Origin of the sequence: Actinophytocola sp., from assembly GCF_035634895.1 — a bacterium.
Taxonomy (GTDB): domain Bacteria; phylum Actinomycetota; class Actinomycetes; order Mycobacteriales; family Pseudonocardiaceae; genus Actinophytocola.
The window spans coordinates 1-18,297 of sequence record NZ_DASQCC010000011.1; the positions used below are offsets into that span (position 1 = coordinate 1).

17 protein-coding genes are annotated in these 18,297 nt (G+C 70.5%); 11 read left to right on the top strand and 6 right to left on the bottom strand.

Annotated features, from left to right (window positions below; genetic code table 11):
- The coding region (locus tag VET29_RS02345) for a LacI family DNA-binding transcriptional regulator (protein WP_324913873.1) at positions 1 to 434 on the bottom strand (434 nt) is incomplete at its 3' end.
- 348 nt (positions 435 to 782) lie between these two features.
- Between VET29_RS02345 and ruvC the strand changes: the two genes are divergently transcribed.
- The 7 genes from ruvC (at position 783) to VET29_RS02380 (ending at position 7,607) form a co-directional block, all read left to right on the top strand.
- The gene (gene ruvC / locus VET29_RS02350; protein ID WP_324913875.1) at positions 783 to 1,355 is read left to right on the top strand and encodes a crossover junction endodeoxyribonuclease RuvC; all 573 of its coding nucleotides are present in this window, start codon (positions 783 to 785) and stop codon (positions 1,353 to 1,355) included.
- A gap of 277 nt (positions 1,356 to 1,632) precedes the next feature.
- Complete coding sequence (gene ruvA / locus VET29_RS02355) at positions 1,633 to 2,229, top strand: Holliday junction branch migration protein RuvA (RefSeq protein WP_324913877.1); 597 nt, start codon at positions 1,633 to 1,635, stop codon at positions 2,227 to 2,229.
- A gap of 6 nt (positions 2,230 to 2,235) precedes the next feature.
- Entirely contained in the window at positions 2,236 to 3,321 is a 1,086-nt protein-coding gene (ruvB, locus tag VET29_RS02360) for a Holliday junction branch migration DNA helicase RuvB (RefSeq protein ID WP_324913879.1), read from the top strand.
- Positions 3,322 to 3,342: 21 nt separating this feature from the next.
- Positions 3,343 to 3,738, top strand: a complete 396-nt coding sequence (yajC, locus tag VET29_RS02365) for a preprotein translocase subunit YajC (RefSeq protein ID WP_324913881.1) — start codon at positions 3,343 to 3,345, stop codon at positions 3,736 to 3,738.
- Between the two features lie 153 nt (positions 3,739 to 3,891).
- Positions 3,892 to 5,772, top strand: coding sequence for a protein translocase subunit SecD (secD, locus tag VET29_RS02370; RefSeq protein ID WP_324913883.1), 1,881 nt, complete (start codon positions 3,892 to 3,894; stop codon positions 5,770 to 5,772).
- 1 nt (position 5,773) lies between these two features.
- Positions 5,774 to 7,021, top strand: coding sequence for a protein translocase subunit SecF (gene secF / locus VET29_RS02375; protein WP_324913885.1), 1,248 nt, complete (start codon positions 5,774 to 5,776; stop codon positions 7,019 to 7,021).
- Positions 7,022 to 7,085: 64 nt separating this feature from the next.
- Positions 7,086 to 7,607 (top strand): adenine phosphoribosyltransferase, encoded by a 522-nt coding sequence (locus VET29_RS02380; RefSeq protein WP_324913887.1) that lies wholly within the window; start codon positions 7,086 to 7,088, stop codon positions 7,605 to 7,607.
- Between the two features lie 198 nt (positions 7,608 to 7,805).
- On the opposite strand, the gene VET29_RS02385 is transcribed toward VET29_RS02380, so the two are convergent.
- Entirely contained in the window at positions 7,806 to 8,567 is a 762-nt protein-coding gene (locus tag VET29_RS02385) for a class III extradiol ring-cleavage dioxygenase (protein ID WP_324913889.1), read from the bottom strand.
- Between the two features lie 94 nt (positions 8,568 to 8,661).
- On the opposite strand from VET29_RS02385, the gene VET29_RS02390 reads away from it, so the two are divergent.
- A complete protein-coding gene (locus VET29_RS02390; protein ID WP_414636433.1) occupies positions 8,662 to 10,977 on the top strand; it encodes a RelA/SpoT family protein in 2,316 nt (771 codons plus the stop codon).
- A gap of 86 nt (positions 10,978 to 11,063) precedes the next feature.
- Positions 11,064 to 11,537 carry a DUF4190 domain-containing protein gene (locus tag VET29_RS02395; protein ID WP_324913891.1) on the top strand — a complete coding sequence of 158 codons (474 nt, stop codon included), beginning with the start codon at positions 11,064 to 11,066 and terminating at the stop codon, positions 11,535 to 11,537.
- Positions 11,538 to 11,707: 170 nt separating this feature from the next.
- On the opposite strand, the gene VET29_RS02400 is transcribed toward VET29_RS02395, so the two are convergent.
- The 3 genes from VET29_RS02400 to VET29_RS02410 all read right to left on the bottom strand — a co-directional run bounded on the left by VET29_RS02400 (position 11,708) and on the right by VET29_RS02410 (position 14,139).
- Positions 11,708 to 12,448, bottom strand: coding sequence for a DUF6597 domain-containing transcriptional factor (locus VET29_RS02400; protein WP_324913893.1), 741 nt, complete (start codon positions 12,446 to 12,448; stop codon positions 11,708 to 11,710).
- A 75-nt stretch (positions 12,449 to 12,523) separates the two neighbouring features.
- Positions 12,524 to 13,306 (bottom strand): peptidylprolyl isomerase, encoded by a 783-nt coding sequence (locus tag VET29_RS02405; RefSeq protein WP_324913895.1) that lies wholly within the window; start codon positions 13,304 to 13,306, stop codon positions 12,524 to 12,526.
- A gap of 2 nt (positions 13,307 to 13,308) precedes the next feature.
- Complete coding sequence (locus VET29_RS02410) at positions 13,309 to 14,139, bottom strand: peptidylprolyl isomerase (protein WP_324913896.1); 831 nt, start codon at positions 14,137 to 14,139, stop codon at positions 13,309 to 13,311.
- Positions 14,140 to 14,351: 212 nt separating this feature from the next.
- On the opposite strand from VET29_RS02410, the gene VET29_RS02415 reads away from it, so the two are divergent.
- Positions 14,352 to 16,586 carry a tetratricopeptide repeat protein gene (locus VET29_RS02415; protein WP_324913898.1) on the top strand — a complete coding sequence of 745 codons (2,235 nt, stop codon included), beginning with the start codon at positions 14,352 to 14,354 and terminating at the stop codon, positions 16,584 to 16,586.
- Here the strand turns inward: VET29_RS02415 and VET29_RS02420 are convergent.
- The gene (locus VET29_RS02420) at positions 16,579 to 17,535 is read right to left on the bottom strand and encodes a nucleoside hydrolase (protein ID WP_324913900.1); all 957 of its coding nucleotides are present in this window, start codon (positions 17,533 to 17,535) and stop codon (positions 16,579 to 16,581) included. The two genes, VET29_RS02415 and VET29_RS02420, sit on opposite strands and share 8 nt — an antisense overlap.
- A gap of 78 nt (positions 17,536 to 17,613) precedes the next feature.
- Between VET29_RS02420 and VET29_RS02425 the strand changes: the two genes are divergently transcribed.
- Positions 17,614 to 18,174, top strand: coding sequence for a TIGR00730 family Rossman fold protein (locus VET29_RS02425; RefSeq protein WP_324913902.1), 561 nt, complete (start codon positions 17,614 to 17,616; stop codon positions 18,172 to 18,174).
- The last annotated feature ends 123 nt before the right edge of the window (positions 18,175 to 18,297 follow it).

Consider the following 18,297-nt stretch of genomic DNA (forward strand, 5'->3'; position numbering starts at 1 on the left):
GGCAGGCCGGTGTCGGCGATCCGCACCACGACGCTGTCGGGCACGGTCCGGCCCATGATCACCATGCCGTCGACCCGTCCGGCCAGCTCCAGCACGGCGTCCGCGGCGTTGCGGCGCCCGTTCGTGGCGAGGATCAGCACGCTGCGGCCCAGCTCGGCGACGACCTCCTCGTACCCGAGCACGACCTCGGCGTAGTAGGGCCCGGACAGGTCGGGGAAGACGATGCCGTTGGCCGCGTTCTGGCCCTCGGCGAGTGCCCGGCCGGCACGGCTGGGACGGAACCGCAGCTCCTCGGCGACCTTCCGCACGTGACGGCGCGTGGGCGCCGCGACCAGCTCGGAGTCCCGCAGCGCCCGGGACACGGTGGCGATGGACACCCCGGCCCGTTCGGCCACCTCGTAGATGGTGACCGGACGCCGTTCCCGACCCGACATGCCACCGGCCTTCCGTCATTGGAAGCGCTTACATTTTCCGTTGCTGAAGTTCTAACACGCATGTCAAGCGAAGCCCCCAACCCACCCACCGCGAGTCCCGCGTTCAAACACCGCGAGTCCCGCGTTCAAACACACCGAGTCCCGCGTTCAAACACCCCTGAGTTGCAGTTCCGTGCAGGTCTCGGCCAGGACCTGCACGAAACCGCAACTCGGTATGTGCGGACGCGGGACTCGGTATGCGTGAGCGCGGGACTCGGGTGTGCGAGCGCGGGACTCGCGGGGTGTCGGTGCTTCGGGAGGGGGGTGTCAGCCCCTAGAGTTCGAACGGATGTTCTCGGGAGGCAAAGCATGCGGGTGCTGGGCGTCGACCCCGGCCTGACCAGGTGTGGGATCGCCGTTGTGGACGGGGCGGTGGGACGGAAGCTGACGTGTGTCGAGATCGGCGTGGTCCGTACTCCGGTCGACGCGGACCTGGCCATCCGGCTGCTTGCCGTGTCCGACGCCGTCGAGGAGTGGCTCGACCGGCACGAGCCGGACGTCGTGGCGGTCGAGCGGGTGTTCAGTCAGTACAACGTCCGTACCGCCATGGGGACCGCGCAGGCCGGTGGTGTCGTCGCCCTCTCGGCCGCCCGGCGGGGGCTCACGGTCGCCTTTCACACCCCGTCCGAGGTGAAGGCCGCGGTCACCGGGTCGGGCCGCGCGGACAAGGCACAGGTCACCGGTATGGTCACCAAGCTGCTCGGGCTCACCGAGAAGCCGAAGCCCGCCGACGCGGCCGACGCCCTCGCCATCGCGATCTGTCACGTCTGGCGTGCGCCCATGCGCAACCGGCTCGCCGAGGCCGAGGCCAGGGCCGCCGAGTTGGCCCGCGTCCACAAGGCACGGCTCGCGGAGGCGGCGAAGAGAAGGACGACGACATGACCCCCCTGGTGTCAGCCTCGCTGCTCCCGACCGCGCCGCACGGGAACCAGCCGCGAGCGCACGGCCGGACAGAGCTGCGAGCACCCGACCGGACACGCGTCCGGACGGCGCCGCGAGCACTCGGCCGGTCAGGGCCGCGAGCATCCGACCGGACAGGGTCGCGAGCGCACGGCCGGTCAGGGCCGCGAGTACGCGGCCAGACAGGGTCGCGAGCGCAAGACCGGACGGAACAGTCCTTCGTAACCAAGAACCTCAGTTTCCCGGAGGCGGACCGCACATGATCTCGCGTGTACGTGGCACGGTGCTCTCGGTCGGGCTGGACCGTGTCGTCATCGAGGTCGGTGGGGTCGGCCTGCTGATCACCGCGACGCCGGCGACGCTCGCGACGCTGCGCACCGGCACCGAGGCCGTCCTCGAGACGACGCTGGTCGTCCGCGAGGACTCGCTGACCCTGTTCGGGTTCGCCGACACCGAGGCACGCGAGCTGTTCGGCCTGCTCCAGACGGTCTCGGGCATCGGCCCGCGCATCGCCATGGCGACCCTTGCCGTGCTCGACCCCGCCCAGCTCCGTGCGGCGCTCGCGGAGGGCAGCATTGCCGTGCTCACCCAGGTCCCCGGCATCGGCCGCAAGGGCGCGGAACGGCTGATCATCGAGCTGCGGGACAAGGTCGGCGCGCTTGCCGCCGTCACCGCCGAGTCGGTCGCCACCGGCCACGGTCACGTGCGGGGGAGCGTGGTCGAGGCGCTGACCGGCCTCGGCTTCGCGGCCAAGCAGGCGGAACAGGCCGTGGACGGGGTGCTCGCCGAGAACGGCACGTCCGACACCCCGACCGTCCTGCGCAAGGCGCTCGCCACCCTCGGCAAAAAGCGATAGCCGGTCATGCACGATGAAGCCGTGACGGAAGAGGACTCGCTCGCCACCCCGGAGGCGCTGCCCAACGACGACGAGGCGACGCTGCGCCCGCGGCGGCTCACCGAGTTCGTCGGGCAGAACCGTGTCCGCGAACAGCTCGAGCTGGTCCTCCACGGCGCACTCCAGCGGGGCGTGCCGCCGGACCACGTGCTGCTGTCCGGCCCGCCCGGCCTCGGCAAGACCAGCCTCGCCATGATCATCGCCGCCGAGCTGGGCAGCTCGCTGCGCATCACCTCCGGGCCCGCGCTCGAGCGCGCCGGGGACCTCGCGGCCATGCTGTCGAACCTCGTCGAGGGCGACGTTTTGTTCATCGACGAGATCCACCGCATCGCCCGCCCCGCCGAGGAGATGCTCTACCTCGCGATGGAGGACTTCCGCGTCGACGTCGTCGTCGGCAAGGGCCCCGGGGCCACGAGCATCCCCCTGGAGATCGCGCCGTTCACGCTGGTCGGCGCCACCACCAGGTCGGGCTCGCTGACCGGGCCGCTGCGCGACCGGTTCGGCTTCACCGCGCACATGGAGTTCTACTCGGCCGAGGAGCTGGACCGGGTCGTGCGCCGGTCGGCGACCATCCTCCGCGTCGACCTCCGTGCCGACGGCGCCGAGGAGATCGCCGGGCGCTCGCGGGGCACGCCCCGCATCGCCAACCGGCTGCTCCGGCGCGTCCGCGACTTCGCCGAGGTTCGTGCCGACGGCATCGTGACCAGGGACATCGCCCGTGCCGCGCTCGAGGTCTACGACGTCGACGAGCTGGGGCTGGACCGGTTGGACCGGGCCGTGCTCGGCGTGCTCGTGCGCTCCTTCGGCGGCGGTCCGGTCGGCGTCTCGACATTGGCCGTGGCCGTCGGCGAGGAAGCAAGTACCGTGGAGGAGGTGTGCGAGCCGTACCTGGTGCGGGCCGGAATGCTTGCCAGGACGCCTCGGGGCCGGGTGGCCACCGCGGCGGCATGGTCCCATTTGGGGCTTATGCCCCCGGTTAACGCTCCGGGTCCGGTGCCGCCTACCCTGTTCGACAGCGACACGAACGGTGACACCGCGCACACCGCGGAATAGGCAACTCACGGACGGAACGACATGCAACAACTCCTCCCCATGCTCCTGCTGTTCGGGCTGCTGGGCGTCATGATGTACTTCATGACCCGGCGCCAGCGCAGGGCGCAGGAGCAGCAAGCGACGCTCCAGAACTCGCTCGAGGTCGGCGACCGCGTGATGACCACCTCCGGGCTCTACGGCACGATCACCGACGCGGACGACGGCACGACCGTGACCCTCGAGATCGCCCCCGGTGTCGAGACCGAGTGGCTGCGTGCCGCCGTGCGCGAGAAGGTCGGCCCGGTCGAGGAGCACGACGAGGACCTCGACGCCGACGACCTCGAGGTCCCGGAGACTCCGGAGACGATCGACGTCGAGACCAACGAGCCGCCGGTCATCAAGGAAGACGCCGAGCTCGAGTCCGGCAAGAAGAAGTAGCTCATCGCGTGAGCGTGACGTGACCGTGTGACACGGCCCTCACGTCGCTGCGGGTACGCTGCGCCCTCACCCACACGTGCAACGGGTGCGGGCGCAGTCTCGTGACCAAGACACGCGCGCCAACCCCTGTAGGTTCAAGGAGATCGACCGACCGTGGCCTCATCCGCCGGGCAGATCCGCCCAGGGCGCTATCTGGCGTTCTTCCTGTTCATCGTGGTTCTGCTCTATGGCCTGCTGTTCGGGACGGGTAATCACAGACCCTCGCCGAAGCTCGGCATCGACCTCCAGGGCGGCACGCGTGTCACGCTGACCGCGCGAACGCTCAACGGGGAGGCGCCGACCAAGGAGGCGCTCAACCAGGCGCGGCAGATCATCGAGACCCGGGTCAACGGCATCGGCGTCGCCGGCACCGAGGTCGTGCTGGACGGCACGAACATCATCATCACGGTGCCGGGCGAGGAGGGCGACCAGGCGAAGAGCCTCGGCCAGACCGCACAGCTCCGGTTCCGCGCGGTGGTCGGCCAACCCGCCGCCGCCCAGCCGTCGCCGCAGCAGTCGACCGAGCCGTCCGCACCGCCGTCGACCGGTTCCTCGGCGCCGCCGTCGAGCGACGCGCCGTCCGTCGGCTCCAGCGCCTCGAACACGCCGCAGGGCCGGCCCGCCCCGGCGCTCGCCGGGCAGCCTGCCAGCACGGACCCGTCGACCCCGCCCGCCACGACGACCACCGGCGCGCCGTCCTCGTCCGCCGACCCGGACAAGCTGGACCCGCAGGTCCTCGCCAACCCGCTGGCCGCGTGCCAGCAGTACAGCACCGACGTCGACACCTACACCAAGGACGTCAAGGCGAACCGGGAAAGCAAGATCACCACGGCGAACCTGATCCAGCTCGGCCGCGCGTGCCGGCAGAACGACTACCTCGTGCCGAACGAGGCCGCCTCCGCCGACCAGAACGCGCAGCAGGCCGCCCAGCAGGCTCAGCAGGCCGCGATGGCCGCGCTCGACTGCTCGAAGCCGGACCCGCTGATCGGCAACGACGACCGCAACAAGCCGCTGGTGGCCTGCGACCAGAAGGCCACGGCCAAGTACGTCCTCGGCCCGACATTCCTCGACGGCACCGACATCTCCGACGCCGGCTCCGCCCCGGACCCCCAGGGCGTCGGCTACGTCGTGACCCTCGACTTCAACAGCGCCGGCAACAAGACCTGGGCCGACTACACCTCGGCCCACGTCGGTCAGATGGCCGCGTTCGTGCTCGACACCCAGATCGTGTCGGCGCCGGAGATCCAGGGCGCCATCACCGGCCAGACCCAGATCACCGGCGGCGCGGGCGGGTTCTCCTCCGACGAGGCCAAGGACCTCGCGGAGGTGCTGAAGTACGGCTCGCTGCCGCTGTCGTTCGACTCGTCCGAGGCGGAGACGGTGTCGGCGACGCTGGGGCTCGCGTCGCTGCAGGCCGGCCTGATCGCGGGCGCGCTCGGCCTGGCGCTCGTGTTCGTCTACTGCCTGTTCTACTACCGGATGCTCGGCTTCCTGACCATGCTGTCGCTGCTGTGCTCCGGCGTGATCGTGTTCGCGGTGCTGGTGCTGCTCGGCCGGTGGATCGGGTTCACCCTCGACCTCGCGGGCGTCGCCGGGTTCATCGTCTCCATCGGTATCACCGCGGACTCGTTCGTGGTGTTCTTCGAACGACTGAAAGACGAGATACGCGAGGGAAGGACGTTCCGGTCGGCCGTGCCGAGGGCGTGGATCCGGGCCAGGAGGACGATCCTGTCCGCGGACGCGGTCATGTTCCTCGCGGCCGGCGTGCTGTACGTGCTGGCGGTCGGCCAGGTGCGCGGCTTCGCGTTCACCCTGGGCATGTCGACCGTGCTCGACCTGGTCGTGGTGTTCTTCGTGACGCACCCGCTGGTGGCACTCGCCTCGCGGTCGAAGTTCCTGTCGAGGCCGGGTATGTCGGGGCTGGGCGCGGTGCAGCGCCTGGCCGGCGAGCGGCGGTCGGCCGCCGCGGCCCGCACCGCTGTGAAGGAGGCGTGACGTGGCTACTGACGTGAACGTCAAGAAGGACGGCTTCTTCCACCGGTTGTACGTGGGTACCGGCGCGGTCGACGTGGTCGGCAAGCGCAAGCGGTGGTACATCTTCTTCGCGGCCCTGGTCCTCGTCTGCGTCGCGTCGATCGTGTTCCGGGGCTTCAACCTCGGCATCGACTTCACCGGCGGCACCCGGATCTCCATGCCCGCGCAGGGCGCGAACGGAACCATCTCGGTCACCCAGGTCCAGGACGTCTTCAAGGACACCCTCGGCTTCGAGGACGCGGCGACGCAGACGGTGGGCACCGGCGACGCGTCGACGATCCAGATCCGGTCGGAGACGCTGAACACCGACCAGGTCACCAAGCTGAAGGACGCGCTGTTCACGGAGTTGCAGCCGCTGAACTCCAGCGGCCAGCCCAGCGAGCGGGCCATCAGCGACAGCGCGGTGAGCGCGTCGTGGGGTGGGGAGATCTCCCAGCAGGCGCTGATCGCGCTCGGCGTGTTCCTGGTGCTGGTGACGATCTTCCTGGCGATGTACTTCGAGAAGTGGATGGCGGTCGCGGCGCTCGCCGCCCTCGTCCACGACATCGTGGTGACGGCGGGCGTCTACTCGATCGTCGGCTTCGAGGTCACGCCGGCGACCGTGATCGGTCTGCTGACGATCCTCGGCTTCTCGCTTTACGACACGGTGGTGGTGTTCGACAAGATCAAGGAGAACACCCGCGGCCTGCTCGGCCTGACCCGCCGGACGTACGGGGAGGCGGCGAACCTCGCGCTGAACCAGACGCTGATGCGGTCGATCAACACGTCGCTGATCGCGGTGCTGCCGGTGCTCGGCCTGCTGGTCGTCGGCGTCGGCCTGCTCGGTGTCGGCACCTTGCAGGACCTGGCGCTGGTGCAGCTGACCGGCATCATCGCCGGCGCGCTGTCGTCGATCGCGCTGGCCACGCCGGTGCTCGTGGACCTGAAGATGCGGGAACCGAAGTTCCAGCAGCAGGCGGCACGCGTGCGTGCCCGGCGGGAGAGCCTGGCGCGCAAGGCCGCCGAGCGCGAGGTGTCGCCGTCCGCGGACGTCCTGGACGACCTGCCGGCCGGCGACGACGAGGCGCTGGACGCCGAGTTGCGGCAGGAACGCGCGATGGCCGCGGCCAGCAGTGTTCCCACGCGCAACCCGAAGACGGCGGAGGCGCAACGCCGAGGACGGCCGGCGGGCAAGCACCCGGGCCGTCCGTCCGGCAAGCGCCGCCGGTGAGCGAAGCGAACCCCTCGGTGCTCCGGCGCCACCGAACGCGGCGTGCGGCGGCCGAGGTGACGGCATGACCGAGCTGGCGGGCGCGCTGGCGCTGGTTCGGACGGTCCCGGACTTCCCCTCGCCCGGGGTGCTGTTCCGGGACCTGAACCCGCTGTTCGCGTCCGAACCGGCGTTGCGGGCGGTCATCGACGCGATGGCCGCCCGGCTGCCGGCGGACGTGGACACGATCGTGGCGATCGAGGCGCGGGGCTTCCTGCTGGGCGGCGCGCTGGCGATGGTGACCGGCCGGGGTCTGGTGCCGGTGCGCAAGCCGGGGAAGCTGCCGCTGGTGGCGGACCGGGTCGACTACGAGCTGGAGTACGGCACCGCGACGCTGGAGCTGCCGGGCGGCGTGCTGTCGGCCGGCGCCCAGGTGGCGGTCGTGGACGACGTCCTGGCGACGGGTGGCACGGCGGACGCGACCTGCCAGCTGCTCGAACGGGCCGGCGTGGTCGTGTCGGTCGTGACGGTGGTGCTGGAGCTGGCGGCCCTGGGCGGCCGCGACCGGCTGGCAGGCCGCAAGATCGAGGCGCTGCTCACGATCTGAGTGCGCGTGGGGGCACGACGAGCCGAGTGCGACACGGCTGGCGGGCACGCCGCGGCCGGTAGTGGTTGGTGGATCGCGGCGTTGATCCTGGTGCCGGTCGTGCTGGGCTCGGCGCTGGCCGTGGCATTGCTGCGGCCCTGGTCGACACGACCGAGCTTCGACGGGGCCGGCTTCGCCGAGGCCCCCGTCATCGACCCGTCAGTCGAACTGGACCGAGCGTTTCGCCAGGCCGTACCAGTAGCCGTCGATCACCGAGGTCGGGGTGTCCGTGCCGCCGAGGCTGGCGCCCATGGACACGAACAGCGGCGCGAAGTGCTCCGTGCGCGGGTGGGCCATGCGGGCCGCCGGGGACTTGTGCTCGAAGTCCAGCAGCGCGTCGAAGTCCCGTGCCGCCAACGCCTCCGCGCCCCAGTGGTCGAACTCCGACGACCATGACGGCGCGGCCGAGTTCGGGTCGGCCATGACCATGCCGCGCAGGTTGTGGGTGAAGAAGCCGCTGCCCACGATCAGCACACCCTCGTCGCGCAGTGGTGCCAGCCGCTGCCCGACCGAGAACAGCTCGTCCGGGTCCAACGACGGCATCGACATCTGCAGGACCGGCACGTCCGCCTCCGGGTACATCTCCTTCAGCGGCACGTACGCCCCGTGGTCCAGCCCCCGTGCCGGGTCGTCGTGCACCGTGCCCAGCAACGCCCGCACCGAGGACGCCAGCTCCGGTGCGCCCGGTGCCGGATATGTCACATCGTAGTAGCGCTGGTCGAAGCCCCAGAAGTCGTAGACCAGCGGCACCGTGGTCGTCGCGCTGACGGTCAGGGGTGCGTTCTCCCAGTGGGCGGACACCATCAGGACCGCGGCTGGCCTGGGGATCGTCCCCGCCCAGTCGGCCAACTGGCGCGTCCACAGGGCGTCGTCGGCGAGCGGCGGGGCGCCGTGGCTGAGGTAGAGCACCGGCATCGACATGTCCGACTCCCGCAGTTGAAGTTTCAACTACAGGGTAACATCAACCCATCATCGGATCTTCTCACCGAACGCGGTTATTCTCAGTCTCAAAGGAGTGCCTTTGAGCCAGAACGTTGAGACCGGAGCGGCGGCTGACGCCGCGCCACCACCTGCCGTGCGTGCGCCCTCAGCCACCCGACGCGTGCGTGCTCGTCTCGCCAGGCGAATCACCGCCCAGCGGTCCGCCCCGGTCAAACAGGTGCTCGAACCTCTGGCCGCGGTCCACCGCGAGCTGCACCCCAAGGCCGACCTCGCCCTGCTGCAACACGCCTACGACGTGGCCGAGGAGGCCCACCGCGACCAGCGGCGCAAGTCCGGCGACCCGTACATCACCCACCCGCTCGCCGTCGCCACCATCCTCGGTGAGCTGGGCATGGACACCATCACGCTGGTCGCCGCGCTCCTGCACGACACCGTCGAGGACACCGACTACGCGCTCAAGGACCTGCAGGAGGACTTCGGCGAGGAGGTCTCGCGCCTGGTCGACGGCGTCACGAAGCTCGACAAGGTGCAGCTCGGCAGCGCCGCGGAGGCCGAGACCATCCGCAAGATGGTCATCGCCATGGCGCGGGACCCGCGCGTCCTGGTCATCAAGCTGGCCGACCGGCTGCACAACATGCGCACCATGCGCTTCCTGCCGCCGGAGAAGCAGGCCAAGAAGGCCCGCGAGACCCTGGAGGTGCTCGCCCCGCTGGCCCACCGGCTGGGCATGGCCACGGTCAAGTGGGAGCTGGAGGACCTCGCGTTCGCCATCCTGCAACCCAAGAAGTACGACGAGATCGTCCGCCTCGTCGCCACCCGCGCCCCCTCACGCGACACCTACCTGCAGAAGGTCACCGGTGAGCTGACCGCCCACCTCGAGCAGTCGCGCATCACCGCCAAGGTCGAGGGCCGGCCCAAGCACTACTACTCGATCAACCAGAAGATGATCGTCCGCGGCCGCGACTTCGACGACATCCACGACCTGGTCGGCGTGCGGATCCTCGTCGACGACGTGCGGGACTGCTATGCCGCGATGGGTGTCGTGCACGCACTCTGGCAGCCGATGCCCGGCCGGTTCAAGGACTACATCGCCCAGCCGCGGTTCGACGTCTACCAGTCCCTGCACACCACGGTGATCGGGCCGGACGGCAAGCCCCTCGAGGTCCAGATTCGCACGCACGAGATGCACGGCACCGCCGAGTACGGCATCGCCGCGCACTGGCGCTACAAGGAGACCAAGGGCACGCACGCCGGCCAGAACGCCGAGGTCGACGAGATGCGCTGGATGCGCCAGCTCCTCGACTGGCAGCGGGAGGCCGCCGACCCCGGCGAGTTCCTCGACTCGCTGCGGTACGACCTCAACGCCCGCGAGATCTTCGTCTTCACCCCCAAGGGCGAGGTGCAGACGCTGCCAACGGGCTCCACGCCGGTCGACTTCGCCTACGCCGTGCACACCGAGGTCGGGCACCGCTGCATCGGCGCGCGGGTCAACGGCCGGCTCGTCGCGCTGGAGCGCAAACTCGAGAACGGCGACCAGGTCGAGATCTTCACGTCCAAGGCCGAGGGCGCCGGGCCGACCCGCGACTGGCTCGCGTTCGCCGCCTCCCCGCGCGCCCGCGCCAAGATCAAGCAGTGGTTCGCCAAGGAGCGCAAGGAAGAGGCGATCGAGGCCGGCAAGGACGCGATCACCAAGGAGGTGCGCCGGGTCGGGCTGCCCATGCAGCGGCTCGTGTCGGCGGACGCCATGGCGTCGGTCGCCCGCGAGCTGCGCTTCGCCGAGGTCAGCGCCCTATACGCGGCGATCGGGGAGGGACACACCTCCGCACGGCACGTCGTCTCCCGGCTCGTCGCCCTGCTGGGCGGCGTCGAGCACGCCGAGGACGAGCTGGCCGAGCGGGCCACCCCGTCGACGGTCACCCGCCGCCGGGCCTCCGGCGACGCGGGCGTGATCGTCAAGGACGCCTCGGACGTGTGGGTGAAGCTCGCACGCTGCTGCACCCCGGTGCCCGGCGACGACATCCTCGGCTTCGTCACCCGCGGTGGCGGGGTCAGCGTGCACCGCACCGACTGCACCAACGCCAGGGACCTGCTGGCGGCCCCGGAACGCCTCGTCGACGTCGAGTGGGCGCCGTCGGACTCCTCGGTGTTCCTGGTGGCCATCCAGGTCGAGGCCCTCGACCGGCACCGGTTGCTCTCCGACGTGACCAAGGTGCTCGCCGACGAGAAGGTCAACATCCTGTCCGCCTCGGTCACCACGTCCCGCGACCGGGTCGCCGTGAGCCGGTTCAGCTTCGAGATGGGAGATCCCAAACATCTCGGACACGTGTTGAAGGTCGTCCGAAGTGTCGAGGGTGTCTACGATGTCTACCGCGTGACATCCGCTTCCTGAACGTAACTCGGGACCTCTCCTCGTCGACACAGGGTGAGACGGCGTATGCGCGTCACTCTGAACCGACTCTTGGGGGAAACAGCACCATGACGACACCGCACGGGCAGGGGGACTGGCAGCACGGCACGGCGCAGCCGCAGGGCCAGCCGTTCCCGAGCCAGCCCCAGGCCGGGCAGTCCTACGTCGAGCCGCCGATTCCCGGGATGCCCTACAACGGGCCGCCTCCGGTCGAGGTCCAACCGCTCCACACCGGGACGCAGCCCTACTACCCGCCGGGGCAGTACCAGCCGGGGCCATACCAGCAGCCATACCCGTACCAGCCGTACGGGCCGCCGCGGCCGACCAACGGCCTCGCGGTCGCGTCGATGGTCCTGGGGATCCTGTGGGTCTACTGGATCGGCAGTATCCTCGCGCTGGTGTTCGGTTATGTGGCTCGCGACCAGATCAGGCGCAGTGGCCAGGGCGGTGACGGCATGGCCGTCGCCGGGATCGTCCTCGGCTGGATCGGGGTCGGGTTCCTGATCCTGGGCATGGTGTTCTGGAGCTCGTTCTGGTTCTAGCCACCGATGCGTTCTAGCCACCGATGCGTTCTGGTCACCGGAGCGTTCCAGTCACCGGGGCGTTCCGGCCGCCGGAGTGTTCTGGTCACCGGAGCGTTCCGGTCGCCGGAGCGTTCTAGCCACCGGTGCGTTCCAGTCACCGGAGTGTTCTGGTCGCCGAAGCGTTCTGGTCACAGGAGTGCTGTCATGGGCACCCCCGCGAGTGTTCTGACCTCGCGGGCCAGGTGTGCCTGGTCGGCGTACCCGGCCTCGTAGGCCACGGACGCGAGCCCGGCGCCCCGGTCCGGCCCGTTCGGTCGCGACGCGGTCCGGGCGCGGCGGGCCAGCCGCACGGCCCGGTCGAAGCGGACGACCCGGTGCAACACCTTCAGCCCGTAGCCGAAGGCGGCCAGCGACCGCCGGTGGAGCTGCCGTTCGCTCCAGCCGAGCGCGTCCGCGACCGTCGCCACCCGCTCGCCCCGCGACACCAGCTCCAGCAGTCGGGGCGCCGCCGGATCCCACTGCCCACCGGCCGCCGCCACCGCCGCGGCGAGCACCTGCTCGGCCGCCGGCGTGGACGGCACGGCCGCCAGTTCGTCGGCGAGGCGCCGTACCCGCCAGGCCGGCCACAACTCGTCCAGGTCGACCCGTGCGTCCCGGACCGCCGACGCCGGCACACCCAGCCCGGCCGGCGCCCGCCCCGGCCGGAACCGCACGCCGACCAGCGACCCACCGGACAGGGCGGTCGGGTGCGCACGCGTGTCCGGCCCGGCGACGAACAGCCGCCCGGACTCGCGGTGCCACATGACGTCCGCGCACGCGTCCGGCACCACGTTGACCACGGAAGCGCCAGCCGCCTCAGCGGGTGTCGTCCGTGACCACGTGCACGCGAGGACCTCGTGCGCGCTGCGCCGTTCGACGTAGGCGGTCATGGCCAGCACTATGCCACCAGCCACCGACAGTTCCCGAACACCCCGGTTGACCTGGGGTTTCCGGGAAAGCGAGGCTCAGGCCACCGCCGCGGAGGTGATCGTCACCGGGGTCGTCGGGGCGCCGTCCTCCGCGCCGCTCTGGCCGGGCGTGATGCCGGCCGACGCGATCTGGTCCAGGGTCGCCAGGCCGGTCTCGTCCGTGGTGCCGAAGAGGTTGTAGCTCGGCGGCAGGGTCGAGTCGCCGTAGACCAGGAAGAACTGGCTGCCCGTGGTACCCGGTCCGCGGTTGGCCATCGCGGCGGCGCCGCGCGGGTAGACCACCAGTTCCTGGCCGGACGACGTGTCACTCGACTGGGCGGGCGCGAGGCCGGTCGGCAGCTCGTCCGGCACGACGTAGCCCGGGCCGCCCGCGCCACCGGACGAGGGGTCCGCCGGGTCGGCCGTCGGGTCGCCGCACTGCAGCACCTTCAGGCCCTCGGACGAGGTGAGCCGGTGGCAGATCGTGTTGTTGAAGTAGCCCTTGCTCGCCAGGAACACCATGCTCCGCACGGTGCACGGCGCCTTCGCGGCGTCGAGCCTGATCGCGATCGGGCCGGCGGACGTGGTCAGCGTCAGCGTCGTCTCGGTCGCCGGGCCGCCCTCCGGCGGCAGCCCGACCGCCGGTTCCTGGCCGGACTGGTCGGCCGTGAACTGGCAGTCGCCGGGCGTGGGGGAGCCGGTGTCGCTGGTCTGCTCCGCCGGAGCGGTCTCCGACGGCGTGAAGTCGGATCCGCCCAGCGAGTCCGACGCGCTCTCCTTGGCGACGCAGCCCGCCAGAGTCAGCGCCACCGCCGCGATGACGGCCGCCGTGCGGATCACCTTCACTCCTTCACCGCCTGGTTGATCGTGACCGGCTGGGCCGGGGCGCCGTCCTCGCCGCCGTTCGCGCCCGGGGTGATGCCGCCCGCCGCGATCTTGTCGAGCACGGTCAGCCCGGGGTCGTCGACCTTGCCGAACAGCGTGTAGCTGGGCGCCAGCGTGGAGTCGCCGTACACCAGGAAGAACTGGCTGCCGCCGGTCTCCGGGCCCGCGTTGGCCATGGCGATCGCGCCACGCGGGTAGGTCACGGTCTGGCCGTCCGCGCCCGGCGTTAGCGCCTGCGCGGAGCTCAGCTCGTCGGGGATCGAGTAGCCGGGACCGCCGGAGCCGTCGCCCTTGGGGTCACCGCACTGCAGCACCTTGAGGCCGGCCGAGGCCGTGAGCCGGTGGCAGTTGGTGCCGTCGAAGAACTTCGAGGTCACCAGGTGCTCGATGCTCTGCACCGTGCAGGGCGCGGCCGACCGGTCGAGCGTCAGCGGGATGTCGCCCTGGTTGGTCTTGAGCGTCACCTTGACCGTGCCGTCCTTGGGCGTCTGCGCGGGGTCCTCCGGCATGCCGACGTCCTTCGGCGGCTTCTCGCTCGGGTTCTCCTTGTAGCCGCACGCGCCCTTGGTCGCGTTGGCCGGCGACGTCTTGTCCGGGCTGGTGGACGCCTCGCCGTCGGCGGGGCCGAGATTGACGAGCCAGTACACGAGCCCTACCGCGGCGATCACCACGAACGCCGTGATGCCCGCTCCCCAGATACGGCGCCGCTTCGCGCGTTCCGCGCGGCGGGCCAGCTGACGCTCCAGCTTGCGCTTGGCCGCCTGCCGGCGCTGCTCGTTGCTCGGCACCGGGCACCCTCCAGACTCCAGACCTTCTCCAACCAGGCCGGCAGTCTATGGGTAGGGCAGGTAAGACCCGTGTGGGAGGTCGCCAAATAACCACAGCAACCATGGAAAACGCTGACCCCCGACACAAACCTGTCGGTAGGGGTGTGACCGCGAGGGGGTCGGAGTGAGAAGCTGGATACTGGTTGTGGCCGCTCAGTGACAAGGTGGGCTCTATGCAAGACAGGCGGGACGACGGGACGTCGCCGTTCGCCGAGGAGTTGGAGCGTCTCCTTCGCAAGCGGGGTCTGTCCTGGCGTCGTCTCTCCGACCTCATCGGTTACACCCCGAGCTGGCTCTCGAAGATCAAGCACGGCGCCCCGCCGTCGGCGGAGCTGGCTCGCAAGTGCGACCAGGTGCTCGAGGCGGAGGGACAGCTGATCGCGCTCGCGGCGGCGACGGGCGGGCCGGTGCGGCTCGCGCAGCTGCCGGCCGCGGCCGCCACGTTCGTCGGCCGGGACACGCAGCGAAGCGAGCTGACCCAGATCCTCTCCAGCGCGGGCACACCCGGTGTGCCGCAGACCGTCGCGATCGACGGGCCGCCGGGCGCCGGCAAGACCGCGCTGGCGCTGCGGGTCGCGCACGCGGTGGTGGACCACTACTCCGACGGGCAGCTGTACGTCGACCTGCGTGGCTACTCGCCGGACGGCAGGCCGCGGATCGTCGACGAGGTGCTCGAGGAGTTCCTGACCGCGCTGGGCGTGCAGATCGACGTCATCCCGGCCGGGCTGGACGCACGCGCCAAGCTGTACCGCTCCGTGCTCGCCGACCGGCGCGTGCTGGTGGTGCTGGACAACGCGGCGGACTCCCAGCAGCTGGCGCCGCTCGTGCCGGCGTCGGCCGGCTGCGGGGTCGTGGTGACCAGCCGCAAGCGCATCACCGGCATCGAGCTGAACGGCGACAACCGGGTCACCCTCGGCCCGATGGCCGAGGAGGAGGCGGTCACCCTGCTGCGCAGGGTCATCGGCGCCGAGCGGGCCGCGGCGGAGCCGGAGGCCATCCGCGCGCTCGCGGGTCGCTGCGGGCACCTGCCGCTGGCGCTGCGGATCGCGGCCGAGCGGGTCGCGACGCACCCGCACCACTCGGTGAGCCTGCTGGTCGAGGAGCTGGCGACCGAGGACGAGCGGCTGGACGGCCTGTCCACGGACGGCGCGGTCGCGGTCAAGACGGTCTTCTCGTGGTCGTACCGGGACTTGTCGGCCGACGCGGCCCGCATGTTCCGGCTGATCGGCCTGCACACCGGCCCGCACTTCCGCACGGGTGCGGCCGCGGCGCTCGCCGACCAGCCGATGGCCCAGGCCAGGCGGATCCTGGACCGGTTGACGGCCGTGCACCTGCTGGAGGGCCTCGGCAACGACCGGTACCGCATGCACGACCTGTTACGGGTCTACGCGGCCGAGCAGGCGGCGGCGGAGGAGCCGGTCGCCGCGCGCACGCTTGCGCTGCGCCGCATGATCGACTGGTACATGCACAACGTCTACGCCGCCAACCACGCGCTGGCGCCGCAGCGGCACGACCCGGTGCTGGACAAGTCCGAGTTCGCCATCGACGTCGCCGACTTCGACTACGACTCGGCACTCGAGTGGTGCGAGATCGAGATGTCCAACATCGTGATGGCCACCCGGATCGCGCTCGAGCTCGGCGAGTTCGTCGTCTGTTGGAAACTCCCCGCCGGCTCGTTCAACTACCTGCACCTGCGCAAGCGCTGGAGCCTCTGGGTGGCCTCGCACGAGGTCGGCGTCGAGGGCGGGCGCGCGGCGAAGGACCCGTACGGCGAGTCGTGGGTGCTCAACAACCTCGCGATCGCCTACCGCGAGCTGCGCCGGGTCGACGAGGCCAAGCAGACCTTCGAGAAGGCGCTCGCGATCCGGATGGAGATCGGCGACAAGGTGGGCCAGGGCTGGACGCTGACCGGCGTCGGGTTCGTCGGCTTCGACCAGTCGCAGTTCGACGTCGCCGCGCAGCACTTCGCGCACGCGTTGGAGCTGTTCCGCGAGGTCGGTGACCGGCACGGCGAGGGCATCGCGCTGGCCAACCTGGGCGCCGCGCACAGCGCGCTGCACGAGTTCGACCGCGCGGTGCCCACCCTGGAGGAGGCCCTCGCCCTGTTCGAGGACCTGGAGGACCGCTACGGCGAGGGCTACACGCTCGTCAAGCTGGGCGACACCTACTCGGAGCTCAAGCGGCCGGCGGAAGCCCTGGACTTCTTCCAGCGCGCGCTGGAGCTCCGCCGGGAGGTCGGTGACCGCTGGGGCGAGGGCGAGACCCTGCACAAGAAGGGACTGCTGCTGGGTGACATCGGCCAGCACGAGCAGGCGGCCGAGTGCCTGCACGCGGCCGTGGCCATCTTCGACGAGCTGGGTGACCTCCGTGCGGCCGACCTGAAGGAGCTGCTGGCAGCGGTCAACTGACCTTGAGAGCCTCGTACATCTGCTCCAGGAACCGTGGCACGTCAACGGTTTCCGCCACCCTGACCGGCACCCGGCCGGCACCGGCGGTGCTGGTGATGTACGCGTCGCTGGCGATCGGGCGCTGGTCGGAAAGAACCTGACCACGGGTGTGGGTGCCGGTGAGCTCGACCGCGAGCGAGAGCTCCCGGTAGGTCGCGAGCTTCGGGTCGAGCATGATCGCCGCGGCGAGGGGGTCGTGCAGCGTGCAGCCCCGCGTGCCGAACATCTGCGAGTAGAAACCCGCGTAGTGCTCGAGCAGGCCGTTGGCGAACTCGGCCCGCGCGCCCGGCAGCGTGCGCACCGCCGTCAGCCATTCGTCGCCGGCCCGTGCCTGTTCCGTCGCGTCCAGCCCGACGAGCGTGAGGTCGCCGAAGCCCGCGCCGAGCACGAGGTCCGCTGCCTCGGGGTCGTGGAAGAAGTTGGCGTCCGCATACGGTGTGATATTTCCCGGCGCGGACACCGCCCCGCCCATGACCACGACCGAGCGGAGCAGCTTGGGTAAGTCCGGTTCGAGCAGCACCGCGAGGGCGATGTTGGTCAGCGGCCCGAGCGCGAGCAGCGTGAGCTCACCCGGCTCCGCGCGGGCCAGCCGGACGAGCTGCTCGGCGGCCGACTCCGACACCGGTTTGCCGCGCGGCGCGGCCCCTGCCCGGCCACCGAGGCCGTCGGCCCCGTGCACGAACTCGGCTGTCTGCAGCGGCTGGGCCAGCGGCCGGGCGGCCCCGACCGCGACCGGCGCGTCGATGCCCACGAGTTCGATCACCCGTAACGCGTTCTGTGCCGCTAACGGGGAAGGCACGTTGCCGTGCACGCTACCCACGGCAACGATCTCCGCGTCCTCCTGGGCCGCGAGGTACATGATCGCGAGGGCGTCGTCAACCCCCGGATCGGTGTCGAGAATGATGCGCACGCTGTGGCACTCAACCAGACAACCCGACCGGAAAGAAAGACCGGGGGTGAAGATCGGGTGCGACGATAGGGTCGCTATATGCGCGTGTGTGTTTTCTGCGGATCATCGCCAGGTAAGGGTCCGTCCTACCAGGACGCGGCCCGTGAGGTGGGCGCCGTCTTCGCCGAACGGGGCGTCGAGCTGGTCTATGGCGGCGCGAAGGCCGGCACCATGGGCGTGCTCGCCGACGCCGTGCTCGCCGCGGGCGGCCAGGCCCACGGGGTGATCCCGCAGGGGCTGGTCGACCGGGAGGTCGCCCATACCGGCCTCACGACCCTCAAAGTGGTCGCCGACCTGCACGAACGCAAGGCCGGGATGGCCCAGCTGGCCGACGCCTACCTGGTCCTGCCGGGCGGTGTCGGCACGCTCGAGGAGCTGTTCGAGGTGTGGAGCTGGGCGCTGCTGGGCCTGCACACCAAGCCGATCGCGCTGCTTGACGTGGACGGGTACTACCGGCCCATGTTGCGTTTTCTGGAGAACATGTCCGCCGAGGGCTTCCTGGCCGACGATTTTCGCGAGATGCTGATAGTGACCACCGATGTCGCGGAGGCGCTCCGACGGTTCGCCGACTATCAGCCGCCCCGGACAAAGTGGACATAATTCTCACGGCGTGTGATGACTGACCGCGAACCGTGACTCGCCCATTCGGTGTTTCCTCCAAGTGTCAACACCTCAACACTGTTCGTGGCCACCGTGGCTCTACATAGTGGGGCTGTATACGGC

Excerpts from the sequence above, each read along its gene's own strand:
- VET29_RS02395 (WP_324913891.1), top strand. The coding sequence starts at position 11,064 with ATGACGACACCGCACGGGCAGGGGGACTGGCAGCACGGCACGGCGCAG.
- yajC (WP_324913881.1), top strand. The coding sequence starts at position 3,343 with ATGCAACAACTCCTCCCCATGCTCCTGCTGTTCGGGCTGCTGGGCGTC.
- ruvA (WP_324913877.1), top strand. The coding sequence starts at position 1,633 with ATGATCTCGCGTGTACGTGGCACGGTGCTCTCGGTCGGGCTGGACCGT.
- VET29_RS02385 (WP_324913889.1), bottom strand. The coding sequence starts at position 8,567 with ATGTCGATGCCGGTGCTCTACCTCAGCCACGGCGCCCCGCCGCTCGCC.
- VET29_RS02425 (WP_324913902.1), top strand. The coding sequence starts at position 17,614 with ATGCGCGTGTGTGTTTTCTGCGGATCATCGCCAGGTAAGGGTCCGTCC.
- ruvB (WP_324913879.1), top strand. The coding sequence starts at position 2,236 with ATGCACGATGAAGCCGTGACGGAAGAGGACTCGCTCGCCACCCCGGAG.
- VET29_RS02415 (WP_324913898.1), top strand. The coding sequence starts at position 14,352 with ATGCAAGACAGGCGGGACGACGGGACGTCGCCGTTCGCCGAGGAGTTG.
- VET29_RS02400 (WP_324913893.1), bottom strand. The coding sequence starts at position 12,448 with ATGACCGCCTACGTCGAACGGCGCAGCGCGCACGAGGTCCTCGCGTGC.
- VET29_RS02380 (WP_324913887.1), top strand. The coding sequence starts at position 7,086 with ATGACCGAGCTGGCGGGCGCGCTGGCGCTGGTTCGGACGGTCCCGGAC.
- ruvC (WP_324913875.1), top strand. The coding sequence starts at position 783 with ATGCGGGTGCTGGGCGTCGACCCCGGCCTGACCAGGTGTGGGATCGCC.